At 43.5% G+C, this 17,563-nt stretch carries 15 protein-coding genes; all 15 read right to left on the bottom strand.

The features are described 5' to 3' along the window. Position 1: 1 nt before the first annotated feature. On the bottom strand, positions 2 to 1,867 hold the full coding sequence (locus BM377_RS05125) for a glycoside hydrolase family 35 protein (RefSeq protein ID WP_092244724.1): 1,866 nt from the start codon (positions 1,865 to 1,867) through the stop codon (positions 2 to 4). A gap of 97 nt (positions 1,868 to 1,964) precedes the next feature. Beyond that, on the bottom strand, positions 1,965 to 3,608 hold the full coding sequence (locus tag BM377_RS05120; RefSeq protein WP_092244721.1) for an ABC transporter substrate-binding protein: 1,644 nt from the start codon (positions 3,606 to 3,608) through the stop codon (positions 1,965 to 1,967). A gap of 60 nt (positions 3,609 to 3,668) precedes the next feature. Continuing rightward, the gene (locus tag BM377_RS05115; RefSeq protein WP_092244718.1) at positions 3,669 to 4,595 is read right to left on the bottom strand and encodes a carbohydrate ABC transporter permease; all 927 of its coding nucleotides are present in this window, start codon (positions 4,593 to 4,595) and stop codon (positions 3,669 to 3,671) included. 53 nt (positions 4,596 to 4,648) lie between these two features. Beyond that, a complete protein-coding gene (locus BM377_RS05110; protein WP_092244715.1) occupies positions 4,649 to 5,602 on the bottom strand; it encodes an ABC transporter permease in 954 nt (317 codons plus the stop codon). Between the two features lie 247 nt (positions 5,603 to 5,849). Beyond that, a complete protein-coding gene (locus tag BM377_RS05105) occupies positions 5,850 to 6,911 on the bottom strand; it encodes a LacI family DNA-binding transcriptional regulator (protein WP_092244901.1) in 1,062 nt (353 codons plus the stop codon). 172 nt (positions 6,912 to 7,083) lie between these two features. Then, a complete protein-coding gene (locus BM377_RS05100) occupies positions 7,084 to 8,712 on the bottom strand; it encodes an ABC transporter substrate-binding protein (RefSeq protein ID WP_092244712.1) in 1,629 nt (542 codons plus the stop codon). A gap of 161 nt (positions 8,713 to 8,873) precedes the next feature. After that, positions 8,874 to 9,905 (bottom strand): LacI family DNA-binding transcriptional regulator, encoded by a 1,032-nt coding sequence (locus BM377_RS05095; RefSeq protein WP_092244709.1) that lies wholly within the window; start codon positions 9,903 to 9,905, stop codon positions 8,874 to 8,876. 65 nt (positions 9,906 to 9,970) lie between these two features. Then, on the bottom strand, positions 9,971 to 10,729 hold the full coding sequence (locus tag BM377_RS05090) for a DUF4097 family beta strand repeat-containing protein (protein WP_092244706.1): 759 nt from the start codon (positions 10,727 to 10,729) through the stop codon (positions 9,971 to 9,973). Between the two features lie 6 nt (positions 10,730 to 10,735). Beyond that, positions 10,736 to 11,713, bottom strand: a complete 978-nt coding sequence (locus tag BM377_RS05085) for a permease prefix domain 1-containing protein (protein ID WP_092244703.1) — start codon at positions 11,711 to 11,713, stop codon at positions 10,736 to 10,738. Between the two features lies 1 nt (position 11,714). After that, the gene (locus BM377_RS05080; RefSeq protein ID WP_092244700.1) at positions 11,715 to 12,050 is read right to left on the bottom strand and encodes a PadR family transcriptional regulator; all 336 of its coding nucleotides are present in this window, start codon (positions 12,048 to 12,050) and stop codon (positions 11,715 to 11,717) included. Between the two features lie 131 nt (positions 12,051 to 12,181). Next, complete coding sequence (locus BM377_RS05075) at positions 12,182 to 13,234, bottom strand: acyltransferase (protein ID WP_177223803.1); 1,053 nt, start codon at positions 13,232 to 13,234, stop codon at positions 12,182 to 12,184. 35 nt (positions 13,235 to 13,269) lie between these two features. Continuing rightward, on the bottom strand, positions 13,270 to 14,535 hold the full coding sequence (locus BM377_RS05070; RefSeq protein ID WP_092244695.1) for an HD domain-containing phosphohydrolase: 1,266 nt from the start codon (positions 14,533 to 14,535) through the stop codon (positions 13,270 to 13,272). A gap of 100 nt (positions 14,536 to 14,635) precedes the next feature. Continuing rightward, positions 14,636 to 15,661, bottom strand: coding sequence for a sugar kinase (locus BM377_RS05065; RefSeq protein ID WP_092244691.1), 1,026 nt, complete (start codon positions 15,659 to 15,661; stop codon positions 14,636 to 14,638). Between the two features lie 52 nt (positions 15,662 to 15,713). After that, positions 15,714 to 16,676 carry a bifunctional 4-hydroxy-2-oxoglutarate aldolase/2-dehydro-3-deoxy-phosphogluconate aldolase gene (locus tag BM377_RS05060; RefSeq protein WP_092244688.1) on the bottom strand — a complete coding sequence of 321 codons (963 nt, stop codon included), beginning with the start codon at positions 16,674 to 16,676 and terminating at the stop codon, positions 15,714 to 15,716. A 29-nt stretch (positions 16,677 to 16,705) separates the two neighbouring features. After that, positions 16,706 to 17,539, bottom strand: coding sequence for a gluconate 5-dehydrogenase (locus BM377_RS05055; RefSeq protein ID WP_177223802.1), 834 nt, complete (start codon positions 17,537 to 17,539; stop codon positions 16,706 to 16,708). Positions 17,540 to 17,563 lie beyond the last annotated feature (24 nt).

The following is a 17,563-nucleotide window of genomic DNA, read 5'->3' as shown; positions in this document are numbered from 1 at the left end:
CTCAGCCGATATCCGGCTCGTCCTTTAATTCTATATAATCCGTGACCTTGCCCTCTGTCTCAAAGATGACAAGCTCATTCTCCCCTTCTCTTAAAAGAGGCGCGGGGATATACAATCTCTTTTGCGGCCCGATTTCCCAGAAACGTCCAAGATTGAAGCCGTTGATAAATGCCACTCCCTTGCCCCAGCCTTCGAGGTCAAGGAAGGTATCACCCTTTTCTTCAACATCAAATACAAACTTGTAAAAAGAGGGTGTGCCGTCAATATACTCTTTTCCAAAATCAACCTTATCAATGTTATCAAGAGGAAGCGGATAGATGTCCCAGTCGTTGTGGATGTGGCCGTTTATCTGCACGCACCTTCCGATTCCCTTGCGCTGAGTCTCCATCCTTGGACCGAAATTAACGCGGCCCATGTTCTCAACAAGTATGTCAAAGCGCTCGTTAAGTCCCTCAAAGCTTCCCGTACAAAGCCCGGGATCTCCGAGATTCTCATCAACAGCTTCAAGCGTATCGCCGCTTTCTTCCATGATCTTATTCGCAAGCTCTTTTGCGGGAGCGCTTACCGACAGGTATTTCTCGATCGGTATCTCGTGCTCTTTTTCAAGCTCGTGATCGTACAATGTCAAAAGAGGCTTCTCATCAACAAAGATACTGGCTCTGTCGAAAGTCTCCCAAAGCCTTATCCTCTCTATTCCCGCCTCTGAGTGAAGTCTTGATCTGTAAAGGATATAGCCGTAGCTCTGATCAAGTTCTTCCATGTTTACCGTGTACGGAAGATGCGTTTTGGTGCTCATTTCATCGATCACAGAGAAAAGACTCACCTTCTCGCTGCACCTTATTTTTCCGTAGCCGGCTCTTTTTATCTTGGGAAGTATTTCTTCCGAAACGGCATTGTATCTGCCGATTATTTCCTTATAAACTCTATATTTCTCGGTAATCCGACCGTCCTCCGTAAGAAGACCGTCGTAGTCATAGCTTGTGACGTCGGGTGTCAGCTCGTCGTAGTAGTTGGAGCCGTTCATGAACCCGAAATTCGTTCCGCCCTCAAACATATATATGTTGACGTTTCCCATCTCAAGCATCTTCTCAAGGTCCTTGGCGCTCTTTGAAAGATTGCCCGTTACATGTCCGCCATTCCCCCAGTGGTCAAACCAGCCCACCCAGAATTCCGCGCACATCAAAGGGCCGCCATCCGTGTAGTTTTTAAGTACGTCAAATCTCTCTTTTGTCTTTGAGCCGAAATTACCCGAAGGCAAAACGCCATCTATGCTTCCGCCCCTGTAGCAGTCGTGATAGGGGCCGTCCGAAGTAATAAGCGGAACTTCGATATCGTACTTTTTCATAAGATCTCTCATCCAAGTAAGATACTCTCTGTCGTTGGCGTAGTATCCGTACTCGTTCTCAATCTGCATCAAAATGATGTTTCCACCTTTGGTGATCTGATATTTACTTAGCTTAGGCAAAAGAACCTTATAATAATCCTCCACAGCATCCATAAAAGGCTTGTAGCTTACCCTTAGGCGCATTCCTCTGTCTTTTAAAAGCCATGCGGGAAGTCCGCCAAATTCCCACTCCGCGCAGATATACGGAGACGGTCTGATTATGATGTAAAGGCCAAGCTCTGTCGCTGTTTCAATAAACTTTTCAACATCACAAAAGCCTTCAAAACAAAAGACGTCTCTTTTGGGCTGCACAAGATTCCACGGTATATATGTCTCAACCGTGTTGCATCCGAGTGCTTTAAGTTTAAGGAGTCTGTCTTTCCAATATTCGGGAACAGTCCTGAAATAGTGGAAAACTCCGGATATTATTTTAAAGGGTTCGTCATTAAGATAGAATTTATCTTTGATCTCAAATTTTGCCATGATAGTGTCTTTCCGGTAATCCCTCATAAAAAAGTCTTTTTAAAAAGGGAATACTAATCCCAAAGAATAAGTATTCCCTTTCCGCTGTCATTTTGTATTACTTGTAAAGCTCGTCAAACTGCTTCTGAAGCTCAGCTGTAACATCATCGATGCCTGCTGACTTAAGAGCTGCCTGCATCTCAGCTACGATGTCCTCGGCACTGCCGTTGTAGATACCGTAAGAGATCTGCTTCATGTAGTTTGTATACTGCTCGTTACAGTTGTCGATCTTAGCCTGAATGCTGTCAACTTCGGGAACGAACTGTCCGTAAGGATAGTCGATCTTAATCTTGTCATACTCTGCATAGAGCTTGTCGATTGCATCCCAGTTTCTTGTAGCATCCTTAACTTCAAGATTATCGTTTCTGCCCCACCAGTAGTTAGTCATACCGTTGATGTTCTGTGTATCGGGGTTGTAGCTGTCGGGAGTCTTTCTAAGTCCGTTCTCATCGAGCTCCCATGAAACTCCCTCGATACCGTAATTGAAGAGCATGTAGCAATCCTTGTCGTTTCTGATAAGGTCGTAAACCATAAGTGCTCTCTCGGGATTCTCACTTCCTGCAGAAATTGCCATAGCACCGTGTGTGATTGAAAGTGCCACTACGTTCTTGGTCTCCTCACCAAAGTAGAAGAAACCTGTCTCTGCCTTCGGGTCATCCTTATAAATTGTGTTCTGAGGTAATGCTGAGCAAAGGTCTGTCCATGTCTGTGTATGATGCTGCTCAACACCAACCTGTCCAACTCTGAACTCGTCTCTGTTACTTCCTGATGTATTGTTAAGAACGTCTGTAGGCCAGATACCTGCCTGTGACCATTCTTTCATAAGCTTAGCGTACTCAACGAGTGAATCTGTCTCTGTCATAACAGGTGTTGTAACTGTGTAGAGATCAGACTTTGTGCCGCCCCAAATAGCGCCTGAGCAGATACCGTCTATAGATACGAAATCTGTATGTGATGCGATCCATCCGTTAGCCATCTGAGCGTACTCTGTTCCGTCTGAATCCCAAACATACTTAAGGTCTTTCTTATTCTCTTTTACCCAAAGAACGTACTTGGACATATCTTCCCAGCTGTGAACGCCGTTCTCAAGTCCGGCTTCCTTAGCCCAGTCAAGTCTGTAGATCCAGCCGTGGTTGGTCCACTGTGCAAAGTTGTCCTCAGGCATGAGATAAATCTCGCCGTTGTATTTGCAAAGCTCCCAGTGATCTGCGGGAACGCTCTCCCAAGTCTTGGGCGCGTATGTCTTAAGCATATCCTCTGAAAGTTCGAGGAAAGCTCCGTTCTTGGCATTGGGCCAAGCATCAAGCCAGTCTGAAGCTGTTCCTACAAGGTCTACACTGCCGTCCAATCTGGCAAGTGTAAGGTTATAGTTTGCAAGATAGTCTGTCCAAGGAATATAAACTATCTCAATCTCAGCGTTAACCTTCTCTGTAAGGATCTTGTTGAGTTCATCAAGCATAGCATTTAAGCTGGCTTCCTTCTCTGTTCCTGCCTCCGGTGGATCTCCCGTGGTCATATATTTAATTACAACGTGCTCGGAAGTATCGATCTCCGCAGCAGCTTCATTTGCCGATGTGCCGCTCTCATCTCCGCTTCCAGCGGGTGCTGAGCCGGTTCCGGCGCCTGATCCCGATGAGCCACATGCTGCTAACCCAATTACCATGCTTACGCTAAGCAGGGCTGCCAGTAACTTTTTCTTCATGTTAATCCTCCTTCTTAAAATGAAAAATAAAAAATCTGAACTCATTTCTATGAGCATCATTCAACCTTTAACGGCACCTACCGTGATACCTCCGATGAAGTATTTCTGTACGAAAGGATACAGAAGTACGATGGGGCCTGTAGCCAAAACCGCGTTGGCCATCTTAACGCTCTGCTCGGGAATATCCGTAAGCGTTACGAACTGTCCGGCAACGGAGTTTCTAAGTGCATCAAGCTTATTTACAACCTCATATAATGTGTACTGCAAAGGCTTTACAGCAACCTTCGTTGTAAGGAAAAGAGATGACTGATACCACTCATTCCAATATCCGAGTGCAAGGAAAAGACCTATCGTAGCAAGTGCGGGCTTTATCATGGGAAGGATAAGATGTATGAAGATCGTCATATCTCCCGCTCCGTCAATCTTGCCGGATTCAGTGATCTCATGCGGTATCTGCTTGATAAAGTTCTTCATCAGGATGATGAGCCATGGCGACATCATAAGAGGAAGAAGAACCGCAAGATAGTTATCAAGGAGCTTATAAGTCTTGGTCATAAGCAGGTAATAAGGAGCAAGTCCTGCGCTGAAAAGACTTGTAAAGTAGATGTAAAAAGAGATCGCATTCCTAAACGGAAAGTCTTTTCTCTGAAGTGCATATCCCGTCATCGCTATGATCAGAAGTCCCAAAGTGGTTCCGATAAGAGTAAGCGCTATCGTAAGTCCGTATGACTTCCAGATATTGCCGCTTCCTATAACCATGTCATAGCCCTTGGTTGAAAAGTCCATGGGGATCAGCTGAACTCCGTGAGTTCTTATATAATTTTCGCTTGTAAAAGAAGTTCCTATAATTATGAGAAACGGGAACACACACGCAAGAGCATACAGTGAAATGAGAACATATCCAAAGCCTCTTACTATGTAATCCGAAGTTCCTATTTTTATCTTGGAATTGCTTGGAGCAAAATCCATTTCTTTTTTCTTAGCCATCTTTATTTCTCCCTTTAAGTAATCACTTAATTTGGTATCTGCCGAATCTTCGATCAGAACAGTGAATAGTCCGGATCAATCTTTTTAACTGCAAAGTTGGCAAACATAACTACCACAAATCCTACCAGTGACTGATAGAAGCCGACTGCCGAAGCAGTGGAGAAATTAAAGTCTGACATTGTTGCTCTGTATACGAAGGTCTCGATGATATCCGTTGTAGGATACAGTACCGAGTTGGATCCGATTACGTTCCAGAACAGTCCGAAGTTACCTCTTACGATTCCTCCGAGTGCAAACAGAAGAAGGATGACGATCGTAGGTCTCAGCGACGGTAAGATAATGTATCTTATTCGCTGGAAAGCATTGGCTCCGTCAACCTTGGCCGCCTCGATTATCTCTGCATCTATTCCGCATATCGCTGCGAAATATACAACTGAGTTATATCCTGTCTGTTGCCATAAGTGAATGAGAACTATGATCACCGGCCATACCGACGGGTTCGAATACGGTTGCCACTTCGGTCTTCCGAGAGCTACCAGTATCTCGTTTACAAAGCCGGTATCATAATTGAGTAAGCTGTAAACAAGAAGTCCCACAAGAACCTGTGAAATGAAATAAGGCAGGAACATAAGTGTCTGCGAAACCTTCTTGAACATCTTGCTTCTCATCTCGTTTAGAAGTATCGCTACGAGTATTGCAAGGAAATTACCAAGTAAGATAAATGCCAGATTGTAAAGAATGGTGTTCTTGGTAAGATCAAAGAGCTTTCCGGATTCTGCCAGGAACTTGAAATTATCAAGTCCTATGAACTTACTTCCGAATATACCCTTTCTGTAGTTGTATTTAACGAATGCCACGTAGATACCGGGCATTGGCATATAACTGAATAAAAAGAAAAAGAGCACGGCCGGAAGACACATCAGTTCAAGTACTCTGTATCTCCATATTGTCTCGAAAATTCCCCTTTTCTTTATACCTTCGGGTGAGGTTTTCTTGTTTTTACTCATTACTCCCTCCGTGCAATTACTTAGTTGTTGTGCATTTTGAACTTTCTGCAACCGATTTCATATAATAATTTAAACATAATCAACAATGCCTCGTCAATAGATTTTTGAAACCGATTGCAGTTTTGTGAAAAAGCAACAAATTGCCCCTGTTTAACTTACACGTTTTCGTACGCATATATCCTGACAAACAAAAAAAGAAGGTATCTTAAGATACCCTCTTTTTTTGTGGAATATGACGATTATTATTTTATTTTTTACCGGAACGTGGTGCGGGTCCCGTGCTGTCTCTTATTACTATCTGAGGCTCTACCATTCTGATATTGTCCGTATCCTTGCCTTCTGCGGCGCTGGTGGCAATCTCAATAAGTTGCTTACCGTAGTCCTCATAGTTGTAATCAACACTGGAAAGCTTAGGCATTACAAGGTCTGCGATATATGTGTTATCAAAGCTTATTACCGATATGTCCTCGGGTACATGGAGCCTATGCTCTCTGATACTGCGAAGTGCTCCGCTTGCCGCAAAGTCATTTATCGCGATTATCGCGGTCGGTCTGTCCTTAAGCTCCAAGATCTTATTGGTCGCTTCGTATCCCGTCTCGGGATCGTAGGTTCCGTTAACGACATACTCACCGTTTTCCTGTATGCCGTATTTATCAAGTATCTCACGATATTTCTGGTATTTAAGAAATGTGGAATTAACTCTCATCTCTCCGCCGACAAGCGCGATCTTCTTATGCCCGAGCCCTATAAGATGCTCCATGACAAGATTCATGCCCTTGGCTTCGTCAATGACAACGCTGTGAACAGGCGCCTTATCAAGCTTACCTGTTACGACAACCGGGGTTGTCCTACATACGCTTCTGACCTTCTCGGCGTATGTATCGTCGGTTATCAGGTCATCCACTCTTCCGCCCATCTGTATGATCGCATCGACTCTCTGCTGAAGCAAAAGATCCAACTGCGCCTGCTCTCTCTCTTTTTCTCCGAGAGAATTGGCAAGGCTGACGTTGTAACCGGCCTCTTCCGCAGCAACCTCGCATGCCACGAAAAGCGCGGAATAATAAGGGTTTCTTACATCCGCCGCGATGATACCGATAGTCTTGGTTGATGTATCGGAAAGCCCCTTTGCAAGGGCGTTCGGTCTGAAATTGTATTTTTGGATTATGCTCTGAATGCGTTCCTTTTTATCCTGGCGAACGGCTGCGTTGCCTGTAAGGACGCGCGAAACCGTAGAAGCTGAAACTCCCGCTTCCTTGGCAATATCATATATGGTTATTGTCTTTCCGGCTCCCGTCTTATCTTTTTCCATAAATACTCCGATCAAAACAGTCTCTGTTGAAACCGATTTCAATTTTAATATTACGGAATGAAAAACGTATTGTCAAGATACCGAGCCTGGTGATTACTTAAAAAAGAATCCCCGAAGCGGGGAAAGTGGGGGTGCTCCGGGGATTCAAAATGGGAATTAGGTAAAACGCATATTAATATATATTGTTTTCATTTGCCCATGCATTAAGGGCTCTTTGTTTGGCTTCCATATAATCTTCAAGACCTGCGGCCTTTAAAGCCGTCTCAAGCCTTTCTATTCCCTCTTCGGGTTCGATAAATCCGTGTACAAGCTGTGGTGCGAATTCATCATAGGCTTCCTGCAAGTTTCTGCACTCTGCAGCGTAATTTGTGTTATCCCATGTAAAACCAATGGCCAGGGATCTGCATTCACAGTTATCGTTAAAATCGGAAATTTCCCGACCAAGGTCAGGTGAATCTCCTTTCCAAACATATGCGATATATGGATTGGGCATAAGCCACAACACATTGGGATAGTACTCGGAATTGTTAGCATCGACACCGTCCGCAAATGTTATGGTACCCTTGTGACTTAACTTATAATCAACACCCTCTTCGCCCCAACATATCAGATTCTCAATATAAGGATCTGTATAAAGAGCGTCAAGGACTTGCATTGCGGCGATGGGGTCTTGAGAGTCCCTGTTAACGCACCAGGGAAAGTTTGATACGGCCGAAGAACTCATAAAGCTCTCTCCCACATCAAAGACAACCATCTCTCTCCCACATTCACCTGAAATCTGAGTCTTGTATCCGGGCTTACACGCAGCCATTAAGGACATATAAGCTCCGGACTTGACCTTTGCCGAAGCCGCCTGATTGTTGGTCAGTGCATCCTCGGCAATATACCCCTCATTGTTCCACTCATAAGTTCGCAGACACCACTCCTTGAAAACATCCGATGAAAATACATCCTTGACCACAAGTGAATTCTCAGGATCAAGAAGCGTTCCGAAATAATCTCCCCCGAGATTATCAACCGTACTACCCTGGGTTAAAATATTATCCTGGGTTGCTATCACGTATTTATCGGGATATTTTTCATGGAGCTGTGCGTAAATATCGTTAATTTCAGACCAGGTGGCCTTTGGATAGCCGAGCTCACCCTTAGGGAGTCCGTCTGCGTTATATCCAATGCCGTCAAGGTATTCTTTACCGATACATACGGCACAAGTCTCTATTGCGTAATCTTTGATCGGAGGTGTTCCGTAAAGTGTGCCTCCAATGCGACATGCGTCCAAATATTCATCTCTGACTTTGCTCTTAAGTCCCGCGCAATAATCATCAAACAATCCGTTCTGCTCAAGATCAAGCGCATATCCGTCATTGATACAAGCATTGTACCCAAGGAAAGCGCTGGTAAAAAGATCAACCTGTCCTTCCGAAGATAAAAGAACCTTCATATCATCGCCGTATTGAGACGAATCAAAGATCCTAAGTTCTACGTCAAGTCCAAGTGTCTCTTCAGTGTGAGCTGAAATCGCAGCACTGATCCTATCTGTACCGACAGGTCTTCCTGTCCAGTCAAAAAATGCCACTACCACCGTTTGATATTCGCCGGTCTGACGAGCCATAGCCTTTCGCTCTGTGATCGCTTTCGCAGCCTTTTCAAAATCAATGTCTGCCACCAAGTCCCCCGACTTGGGAATAACTGCGTCCGACTCATATTCTTCAGCTTCGGAGCCAAACTCCATGCCACATCCTGTAAGAAGTGTTGTTAATAAAGCGCCGGTAAGAAGTAATGATGTAAACTTACCTCTCATCTCCACCTCCAAAATAATTAGGTTGATTAAACGATTAACCTAACATATTCTGAATATATTTCATTCGCGCTAAAAAGTCAATATGGTTTACATAATACTGTATAGTATATATAAAAAACGTCTGTTTTACAACAGACGTTTTTGTAAATAATGCACAATTTTTATCGTTTAACCATTACAGACTGCCTCTTGATCATCTTGCAAGGAACTCTCACAAGCTGCTCCGTCTCTTTTCCGTCGAGTTTATCAAGAAGCATGTTCATTGCTGTCCTTCCGATACCTATAAGATCGATCTTGGTCGTCGTAAGTCCCGGCATGAAGTAATCGGATATCACCTGATTATCAAAGCCTACTACGGAAATATCTTTTCCGGCTTGCATATTATGTTCAAAAAGATATTGATACAATCCGCCGGCAATCTGATCACTCATACAGAAAACCGCTGTGACTCCCTTTTCAAGGATCTTAGCTGATTCTCTGTATCCAAACTCCTTGCCCCAGCCAGCATAGATAACAAGCTCGGGGTCGTAAAGAATTCCTGCATCGTAAAGAGCTTTCTGATAGCCCAGCATACGAAGCTGCGCATGAAGGTTATCCTGCTCACCCGCAAGAACTCCTATCTTCCTGTGTCCGTGATCTATAAGATACTTAACAACAACTCTTGCCGCATCTTCATCATCAATAACAACGGACGGAACTTTTTTATCCTGAGAATATGCATAAGCAAGCACAGAAGGAATGTTGTATTCACTCGGGAATCTGCTGATATTTCTTGCATGTCCCGCTATGTAGATTATTCCGTCAACTCGGATTGAAGCCATTTCCCGGACAGCCGGCTCCATCACGGAATTACACATGGTCTCATTGTCGAACCATATATCATTCCATCTTGAATAAAAACGGAGATTCTGAACAATGGTCCTATATCCGTTTTCTTCGCATACTTCCATAACACCCTCGATCATCTCGGGTGTTGTAAACTGACCGATATCTTCAGCTATGATACCGATAGTCTGTGTCTTCTGTTTTCTGAGTCCCTGCGCGATATAGTTGAGTTTGTACCCCGTTCTCTCAACCACCGCCATGACTCTCGCCCTGGTCTCTTCACCTACATTCTTTTTCCCGTTAAGAATGTTTGAGACCGTAGCGGTCGATACACCGCACTCTTTTGCGATCTCTTTTATGGTTACCAATTTTCTTTTTTCCTTTCACGACCCCACTAAATACTATCAGCAACCCCTATATGTATTTCGTTTTATTATTTGATCTTTACGCTACCCATTGAACATTCAACTTTGATGTTTCCAAGATCACCGTTCTGGCTTGAAGAGGAAGCTCCATTGGCTTTAACATCTCCGCACTCTATACTTCCCAACTCGGAATTGGCTTCGACATTGTACTTGTTCACATCCTGCGCAAGATCGATCTCAACATTACCGAGAACGGCTGTGATATCAAGATCAGTGAAATCACCCTCAAGTCTAAGATCTCCCTTAACAACCTCTGCTTTCAGATTGTCTCCCTTTGAGTTATGGATCACAATCTCACCTGTAGGGACATCAATATCAAGATTTTTGGCATTCAATGTGTCAATGTCGAAATCCGCCATAACGGACTCTATTTTAGCGTTATCAAATACCTTTCCGTTAGGAATGGTGACTGTAAGCTTATTTTCATCATGAGCACGTATAGAAGTAACAGGGAAATTTCTGTCACCGTTGCTAACAACAAGTGTGTCACCGTCTGATTTGATCACAGGCTTATATTTATCTTTTCCTTTATAATCAACCTTGAAAACATCGCCATCCTTGACCTCAACCTCTACAAGTGCCATTCCGATCTCAATATTGTCGAAATCTTTATCAAAGACTTCACCCATCTTACTGTCACCGTCATTGTCTGAGCTGAAATCGTAGCTAATATGCATATTATCTCTGCATGAATTAAGATGTATAACAGATCCCACGATAATGGAAACTACCGTGACGATAGTTAATACGGTAATATATTTTTTCATTTTATTTTATCTCCTCTTATCACTATATGATGTTGAAATAACTCTGTGGATGACCCAGGCAATCGGCCAGATTATCCAAGACTTGTGCCAATGGAATGTCAAAAAGCTCCATATAAGGTAAACACATGTTACCGTTTTCCAATAAACAGGCATGATCTTATTGAAGATCTCATTGCCGTAGTCATGCTGTGTCGATCTGACAGAATCATAGTTTCCGGCAACCTTCTTGGCATCATTGATAGAAAGAAGCTTGTTGTATGCTCCTTCTTTTGCTGTTGAAGCAATGATAAGAAGTACTCCGATGCCAACCATGATAAACAACGCAGCCGGAGCCATTTCAGCACCGAAGAATGACTTGACTGTGAGCTCATCAAGAATGATAACAGGAATAAATGACAAAATGATGCACATAATACCGATAGTCTTCATAACAGCTTTACTGAGTATATTGTTTCTAAGCTCTGTATATAATGCGTTGGCTGTTGCATATTCAATAATGCAGTTGATGTTATCCAAAAAGCTCCATTTTCCCATACGAACAGATGAAAGAATAATGAGAGCTACTCCGATAGCTATACTTACAAAAAATCCGACGAGTCCCAATGCATTTCCCTCACTACCTGAAAAAAGGATAGGGAATATAGGTGAAATGATGAAAAGCATAACAGCTACACCTACAAAAAGCTTGTGCTGAGAAGCATCAAGCACATAATCCATTGCCTCTTCATCTGTAACGACTCTTGTATCAAGATCCACATTATTATTGACAACACCGCTGATTCCGAGTGTTTCGGCAAGCTCTTCAAGATTACCGAACTCCGAGATGATGATACCTACAGCCTCATTCTCATGCTTACCCTCAGCGATCAATTCTTCATATTTATCTTCCATCATCTGATAAAGCTCATTCTTAGCCTTCAGAACATCCATAGTATTTGGAAGGTTCGCAAACATAGTCTCCAAATAGTTTCTTATCGTTTCCATATCACTCGTCTCCTCTGATAAAGTGCTCTACCACTTCTTTAGTAAGCTGCCACTCAGCACATTTATCCTTATAATATGCCTGGCCTGCCTCTGTAATCTTATAGTATGTTCTCTTCTTTCCGTTATCGGCGTTCTGGCTATATGAAATAACATAGCCGTTTTTTTCCATTCTGGTAAAAGCAGAGTACAGGGTAGTTTCTTTGATGATATACTTGTCCGAAGTCATCGCCCTTATTCTCTTTGCAATCTCATATCCGTATGAAGGCTCCTCCATCAGTATGTATAAGATCATCGTGTCATTATACCCCCTAATGACATCACTGCTAATTTCTATCATATTATTAATCACTTCCTCTCCTCAGCTTTTTTTTATCATCTATAAATCACCTCGTCTATCGTACTATTCCTGTCGTAGTAAAATATACTACGACGAACGAGGTAAGTCAATACTATTTTTAAAAATATTTTTTATTTTCTTATTTTTTTAAATAAAAAGGTGATAACTCCGCATATAAACATCGATACGATGCAGTAAACAAAAGACATTAAAAGAAGCATATTATCGCTTCTACGGGTACCGATTATCAAAGGCTTAAGCAAATTACCGACTATCGGATCAAGCAAATATATTCCGAAAGTAAGTCCGCCGACAAGTTTAATGAAACCACCGATATTACCCGTCTCTTCACCGGCTCTTTTACCCATGATAAGTTTGATAAACATAAAGATTCCGATTGCCATCAGGAAATCAAAGCCGCGATATACGTTATCAAGTCCCGCAATCCACGTAAGGAAGATCTCAAGCACGTTTGCTCCCAGGAACAACAGGATAAAAGAGATTGCTTTAAGCTTATCCGTTTTCTCTTTTTCCAAAAGTCTGTCAAGACCAAAGCCCACAATAGGGTAAAATACGCAGTCAACGGTAAAAATGACCGGATTAAAATCTTCGGCGATATAGATATTGGAATCCATGATGACATTAAGGAACAGGAATATCATGGGTATGATCCCCGTTATCAATGTCCTTGCGATTATGATATAGATCACATCACGCATAGAAAGCCTTGCCGCGATGGATCTTAGAAACGGAAGCATAAGAAGTATTCCGATATATGCATACAGATACCAGTACGGTCCGGCTCCGTCAACCTTGGCCGTCGCAAAGCTTCTTATAAATCCGGGAACATATATGTGTCCCTGATTGCAGAAGTTGGCAACTATGCTAAATAACAGGAGAATTCCGAAAGTTTTGATTGCTTTTTTAAAGACATAATTGTAATCTCTGTCCTTATTAAGAAGCAGGCTTCCGGTTATCATAAAGAATAGCGGAACGTTGATCTTGACCAGCATCCCGATAAAAAGATTCCCGATCAGTTCTAAAGTTATATAGTCTTTGTCATACACAAAGCAGTTAATGTACCCTGCCGTGTGATTCAGTATTACCAAAAAACAAGCAATGATCCTTAAAAGTTCAAGATGTATCAGCTTATTGTCCTGCTTGTTCGCGCTCTCCAAAGGCACCTTAAGTAAATCCCCTTTCGCCAAAAATCATGCTGTTAAAAGCCCATGTAGAGCCCCGGAATATCCTCTTCCCTCAGGTGAAGTCTGTCCGATCCGTCCTCGGAATCGGCAGTTTCCATCTTAACAACGTTGACGTATCCGTCATTTATCATATCAACCATGTACACAACTATGGTGGGATCAAACTGATTGCCGGATCCCTTCTGAATCTCCTCGATTATCTCATCCTTGTTGAGATGTCTTCTGTATACACGGTTACTGGACATAGCATCGTAAGAATCCGCAACTCCGACTATTCTTGCATAAAGAGGAATCTCATCTCCTCTGAGTCCCTCGGGATATCCAAGTCCGTCATAGCGCTCATGATGATAAAGAGCTGTTTCGCGAACCCCCGGAATCGAGAGCTGCTTGAGCATATTGCCGCCCGCAACCGTATGGTTACGAATGGCTGCCATCTCTTCATCCGTAAGCTTTCCCGGCTTATTAAGAACGGTATCGGGGATACTTATCTTACCGGCATCATGCAAAAGACCTGCATAATATACGTTCTGTATCTCATTCTCCGGAAGATGCATTCTCTTTGCAATCTCAGCGGCATACATAGCAACACGCCTTGAATGGCCCCTTGTATAAGGGTCCTTGGCATCGATGAAGCTTATGAATGTATTCATCGACTGAAGGATGATCTTGATATCTGTCTTTTGCTTCTCACGGTAGCTTCTCGAATTGAGTCTTGCTACCATGAAGCCTACAAACACCGCTCCCCATATTATCAAAAAAACTATTATAAGGCGGCTAGCGGTAGTCGCTCCCGGAGGCACGGTCTTGAAGCCTCTGAGCATGAGTGCTGAAGGCATATATGCTCTTCTTGTATGGATAGTAAAACCAAAGCTTACACTTCCTCCGGCGCTGATCGTCATGTTGTAGTTGACCGGCGTAATAACAAGATCTTCTCTGTCATCGCGGGCAAGTTCAACATTCCAAACATCCGTAACCGAAGAACCTCTGGGCATGGCCAAAAAGATATTCCAATTCTCAAGGTCATTGGTTCCCAGATTATTTATCACAAATTCATATTGAGTTGCATATGTATTGGCTGTTCTTACACTTGAAACTTTCTTGACATTAGCATAGAACTCGTCGGAAAGTCTTGAACCGTTAAGACCGATCCTACATCTGTAGATCGATGATAAGTTGTTCCGCATAACAATTCTTTCGACCAATACCCCCGTCAGAAGCATTGCCAATACGGAAAAAAGTATAAGAAAAGTATTAGCTGTTTTATCCAGTCTTATATTCAATTCAATACCCTCATACTGTAAAATATCCTTTTTTAATTATACATAAAACACCGCACATTTTAAATAATGTGCGGTGTTCATATTAGATATTTTTATTATTTTATCTCTGGATTCTTCCCGATCCGTCTCCGCCTGCAAGCTTGTTGACTTCATCAACGGTAACAAGGTTGAAGTCACCTTCGATAGTATGCTTAAGCGCTGATGCCGCAACCGCAAACTCGATGGTAGCCTGAGGATCGAAGCCGTTAACGCAGCTGTAGATAAGTCCGCCTCCGAAGGAATCTCCTCCGCCTACACGGTCAACGATACGAAGTGCATACTTCTTGGAGAAGTAAGCCTGTCCGTCTGTATAGAGCATTGCGCTCCAGTTATTGTCATTGGCTGAGATAGACTCACGAAGTGTGATGGCAACCTTCTTAAATCCGAATCTATCAGTAAGCTTCTTGGCTACTTCGATATAGCCTTCTCTGTTGAGCTTACCTGTTGTAACGTCTGTTGAAGAAGCCTTGATTCCGAATACGTCATCCGCATCCTCTTCGTTGGCAATGCAAACGTCAACATATTTGCAGATCTCGCCCATAACCTTTCCGGCCTTCTCCTTGCTCCAGAGCTTTCCTCTGTAGTTAAGGTCGCAAGAAACCATGAGTCCGTGCTCTTTAGCCTTCTTGGCAGCCTCAAGTGTGATCTCTGCAAGAGAATCGCTTACAGCGGGAGTGATACCTGTGAAGTGGAACCACTCTGCTCCCTCGAAGATCTCATCCCAGTTAAAGTCGGCGGGAACTGCCTCAGCGATAGCTGAATGTGCTCTGTCATAGATGCACTTGGAACCTCTCTGTGAAGCACCTTTCTCATTGAAGTAGATACCTACTCTGTCACCGCCTCTTGTGATCTTTGATGTATCAACACCGTATTTGCGAAGTGAGTTGACAGCTGCCTGTCCGATCTCATGTGTGGGAAGCTTGGTAACGTATACGGAATCAAGTCCGTAGTTTGCAAGAGAAACAGATACGTTAGCCTCTCCGCCTCCGAATGTAGCCTCAAGATGATCCACCTGTACGAATCTTAAATAATTGTCGGGCTGCAAGCGCAGCATGATCTCACCGAAAGTAACAACTTTTTTTGCCATGATTTTTCCTCTCTAATCTAAAGATATTATAATGAACTTCCGCTCTCGGAGCTCAGTTTTTTACAAGATGAACAGCAAAGCCTCCAAGCTCGTCCGCAAGGTATGCAACCTTGAGATGATCGTCGGCGTCATATTTAAATGATGACTCATCAAATTTAACGCCCTGCTTACCAAGGTGATAAACCGCTCTGTCAACATTATTGGTTCCGATAGCAATATGTCCGTTTGCTCCTCTTCCCTTAGCCTTCATAACTTCTACAACGCTTCCTGCGAAGATTGAAGAATTGCCGACCTTCTTGGTAAATCCAAAGAGAGAATCAAACTTATCGGCTGTAGCTTCCGCTGATGCCGCGTCGCTCTCATTGATTCCGATGTGCTTCATTGTGAATCCGAGCATTGCATTTACAGCGTCTCTGGTCATAGCTTCGATCTCATCAAACTTTCCTGCAGAGATGAGATCTTTTTTAACCATCCAGCTACCACCGCAGCAAAATACCTTATTGAATCCAAGGTAATCATTCAAGTTGTTCTTATTTATACCGCCTGTAGGCATGAAATGCATCTTGGTATAAGGTGCTGCCATAGCCTTGATCTTGGCGATTCCGCCATTCTGCTCGGCAGGGAAAAACTTTACGCAGTCAAGTCCAAGCTCTATAGCCTGCTCAACTTCACCGGGAGTTGCCGTTCCGGGAACGACCGGTACTCCGATGCTCTTGATATACTCAACGTTGGATCTGTTGAATCCGGGGCTTACGATAAACTTAGCTCCGGCTGCCTTGGCTCTGTCCGCCTGCTCTGCATTAAGCACGGTTCCTGCACCAACGATCATCTCCGGGAATTCCTTAGAAATGATCTTGATCGCTTCCTCAGCTGCATCGGTACGGAATGTAACCTCAGCTGCGGGAAGACCGCCCTTAATAAGTGCCTCTGCAAGAGGTGCCGCGTCTTTGGCATCATCAATCGCAATTACGGGTACGATACCAATTTTGTAAAGTTCTTCGCAAATCTTATCCATTTTAATGCCTTTCTTCTTACTTAATGTATTTAATCCTCAAGCTTACTCGGATCAAGATTGCTTGGATCTTGTCCTATGTAAGCAGTGATACCTCCGTCAATGTAGACAACCTGTCCATTGATAAAATCAGAAGCCGGGGATGCAAGGAATACGGCAAGTCCCATGAGGTCCTCCGTCTTGCCCCATCTCTGCGCAGGTGTCTTGGAACGAATAAATCTGTCAAAGGGATGCATCGATCCGTCGGGCTGTTTCTCACGAAGAGGAGCCGTCTGAGGAGTCGCGATATATCCGGGCCCGATGGCATTACACTGAATATTGTACTGTCCGTACTCGGAGCAGATATTCCTTGTAAGCATCTTAAGTCCGCCCTTTGCTGCAGCGTAAGCGGATACTGTCTCACGTCCAAACTCCGACATCATGGAGCAGGCGTTGATAATCTTGCCGCTGCCTTTTTTGATCATGGCGGGAAGCACTGCCTTGGAGCAAATGAACGGTCCCGTAAGGTCTACGTCTATAACCTGATTCCACTGTTCCACAGTCATTTCGATCATCGGAATTCTCTTGATGATACCCGCATTGTTTACAAGTATATCAATTGTTCCGACTTTTTGCTCTACCTTAGCCACAAAATCCCGGACCTGTTTCTCATCTGTGACATCGCACACTTCTCCGAAAGCCTCGATACCAAGCTTTTGGTACTCAGCCATTCCCTTGTCCACAAGTTCCTTGCTGATATCGTTAAAAACAATCGTGGCTCCGCTCTGTGCAAACGCTGTCGCATATGCAAGTCCAAGTCCGTATGAAGCACCTGTTACCCACGCAACCTTGCCCTCAAGTGAAAAATTCTTTAAAAAGTCCTGCATTTCCATAACCTCCTAATATCATCA

The sequence above is a fragment of the Butyrivibrio sp. INlla21 genome, from assembly GCF_900116875.1.
Lineage (GTDB): Bacteria > Bacillota > Clostridia > Lachnospirales > Lachnospiraceae > Butyrivibrio.
This window is presented reverse-complemented; position numbering and strand designations above follow the sequence as displayed.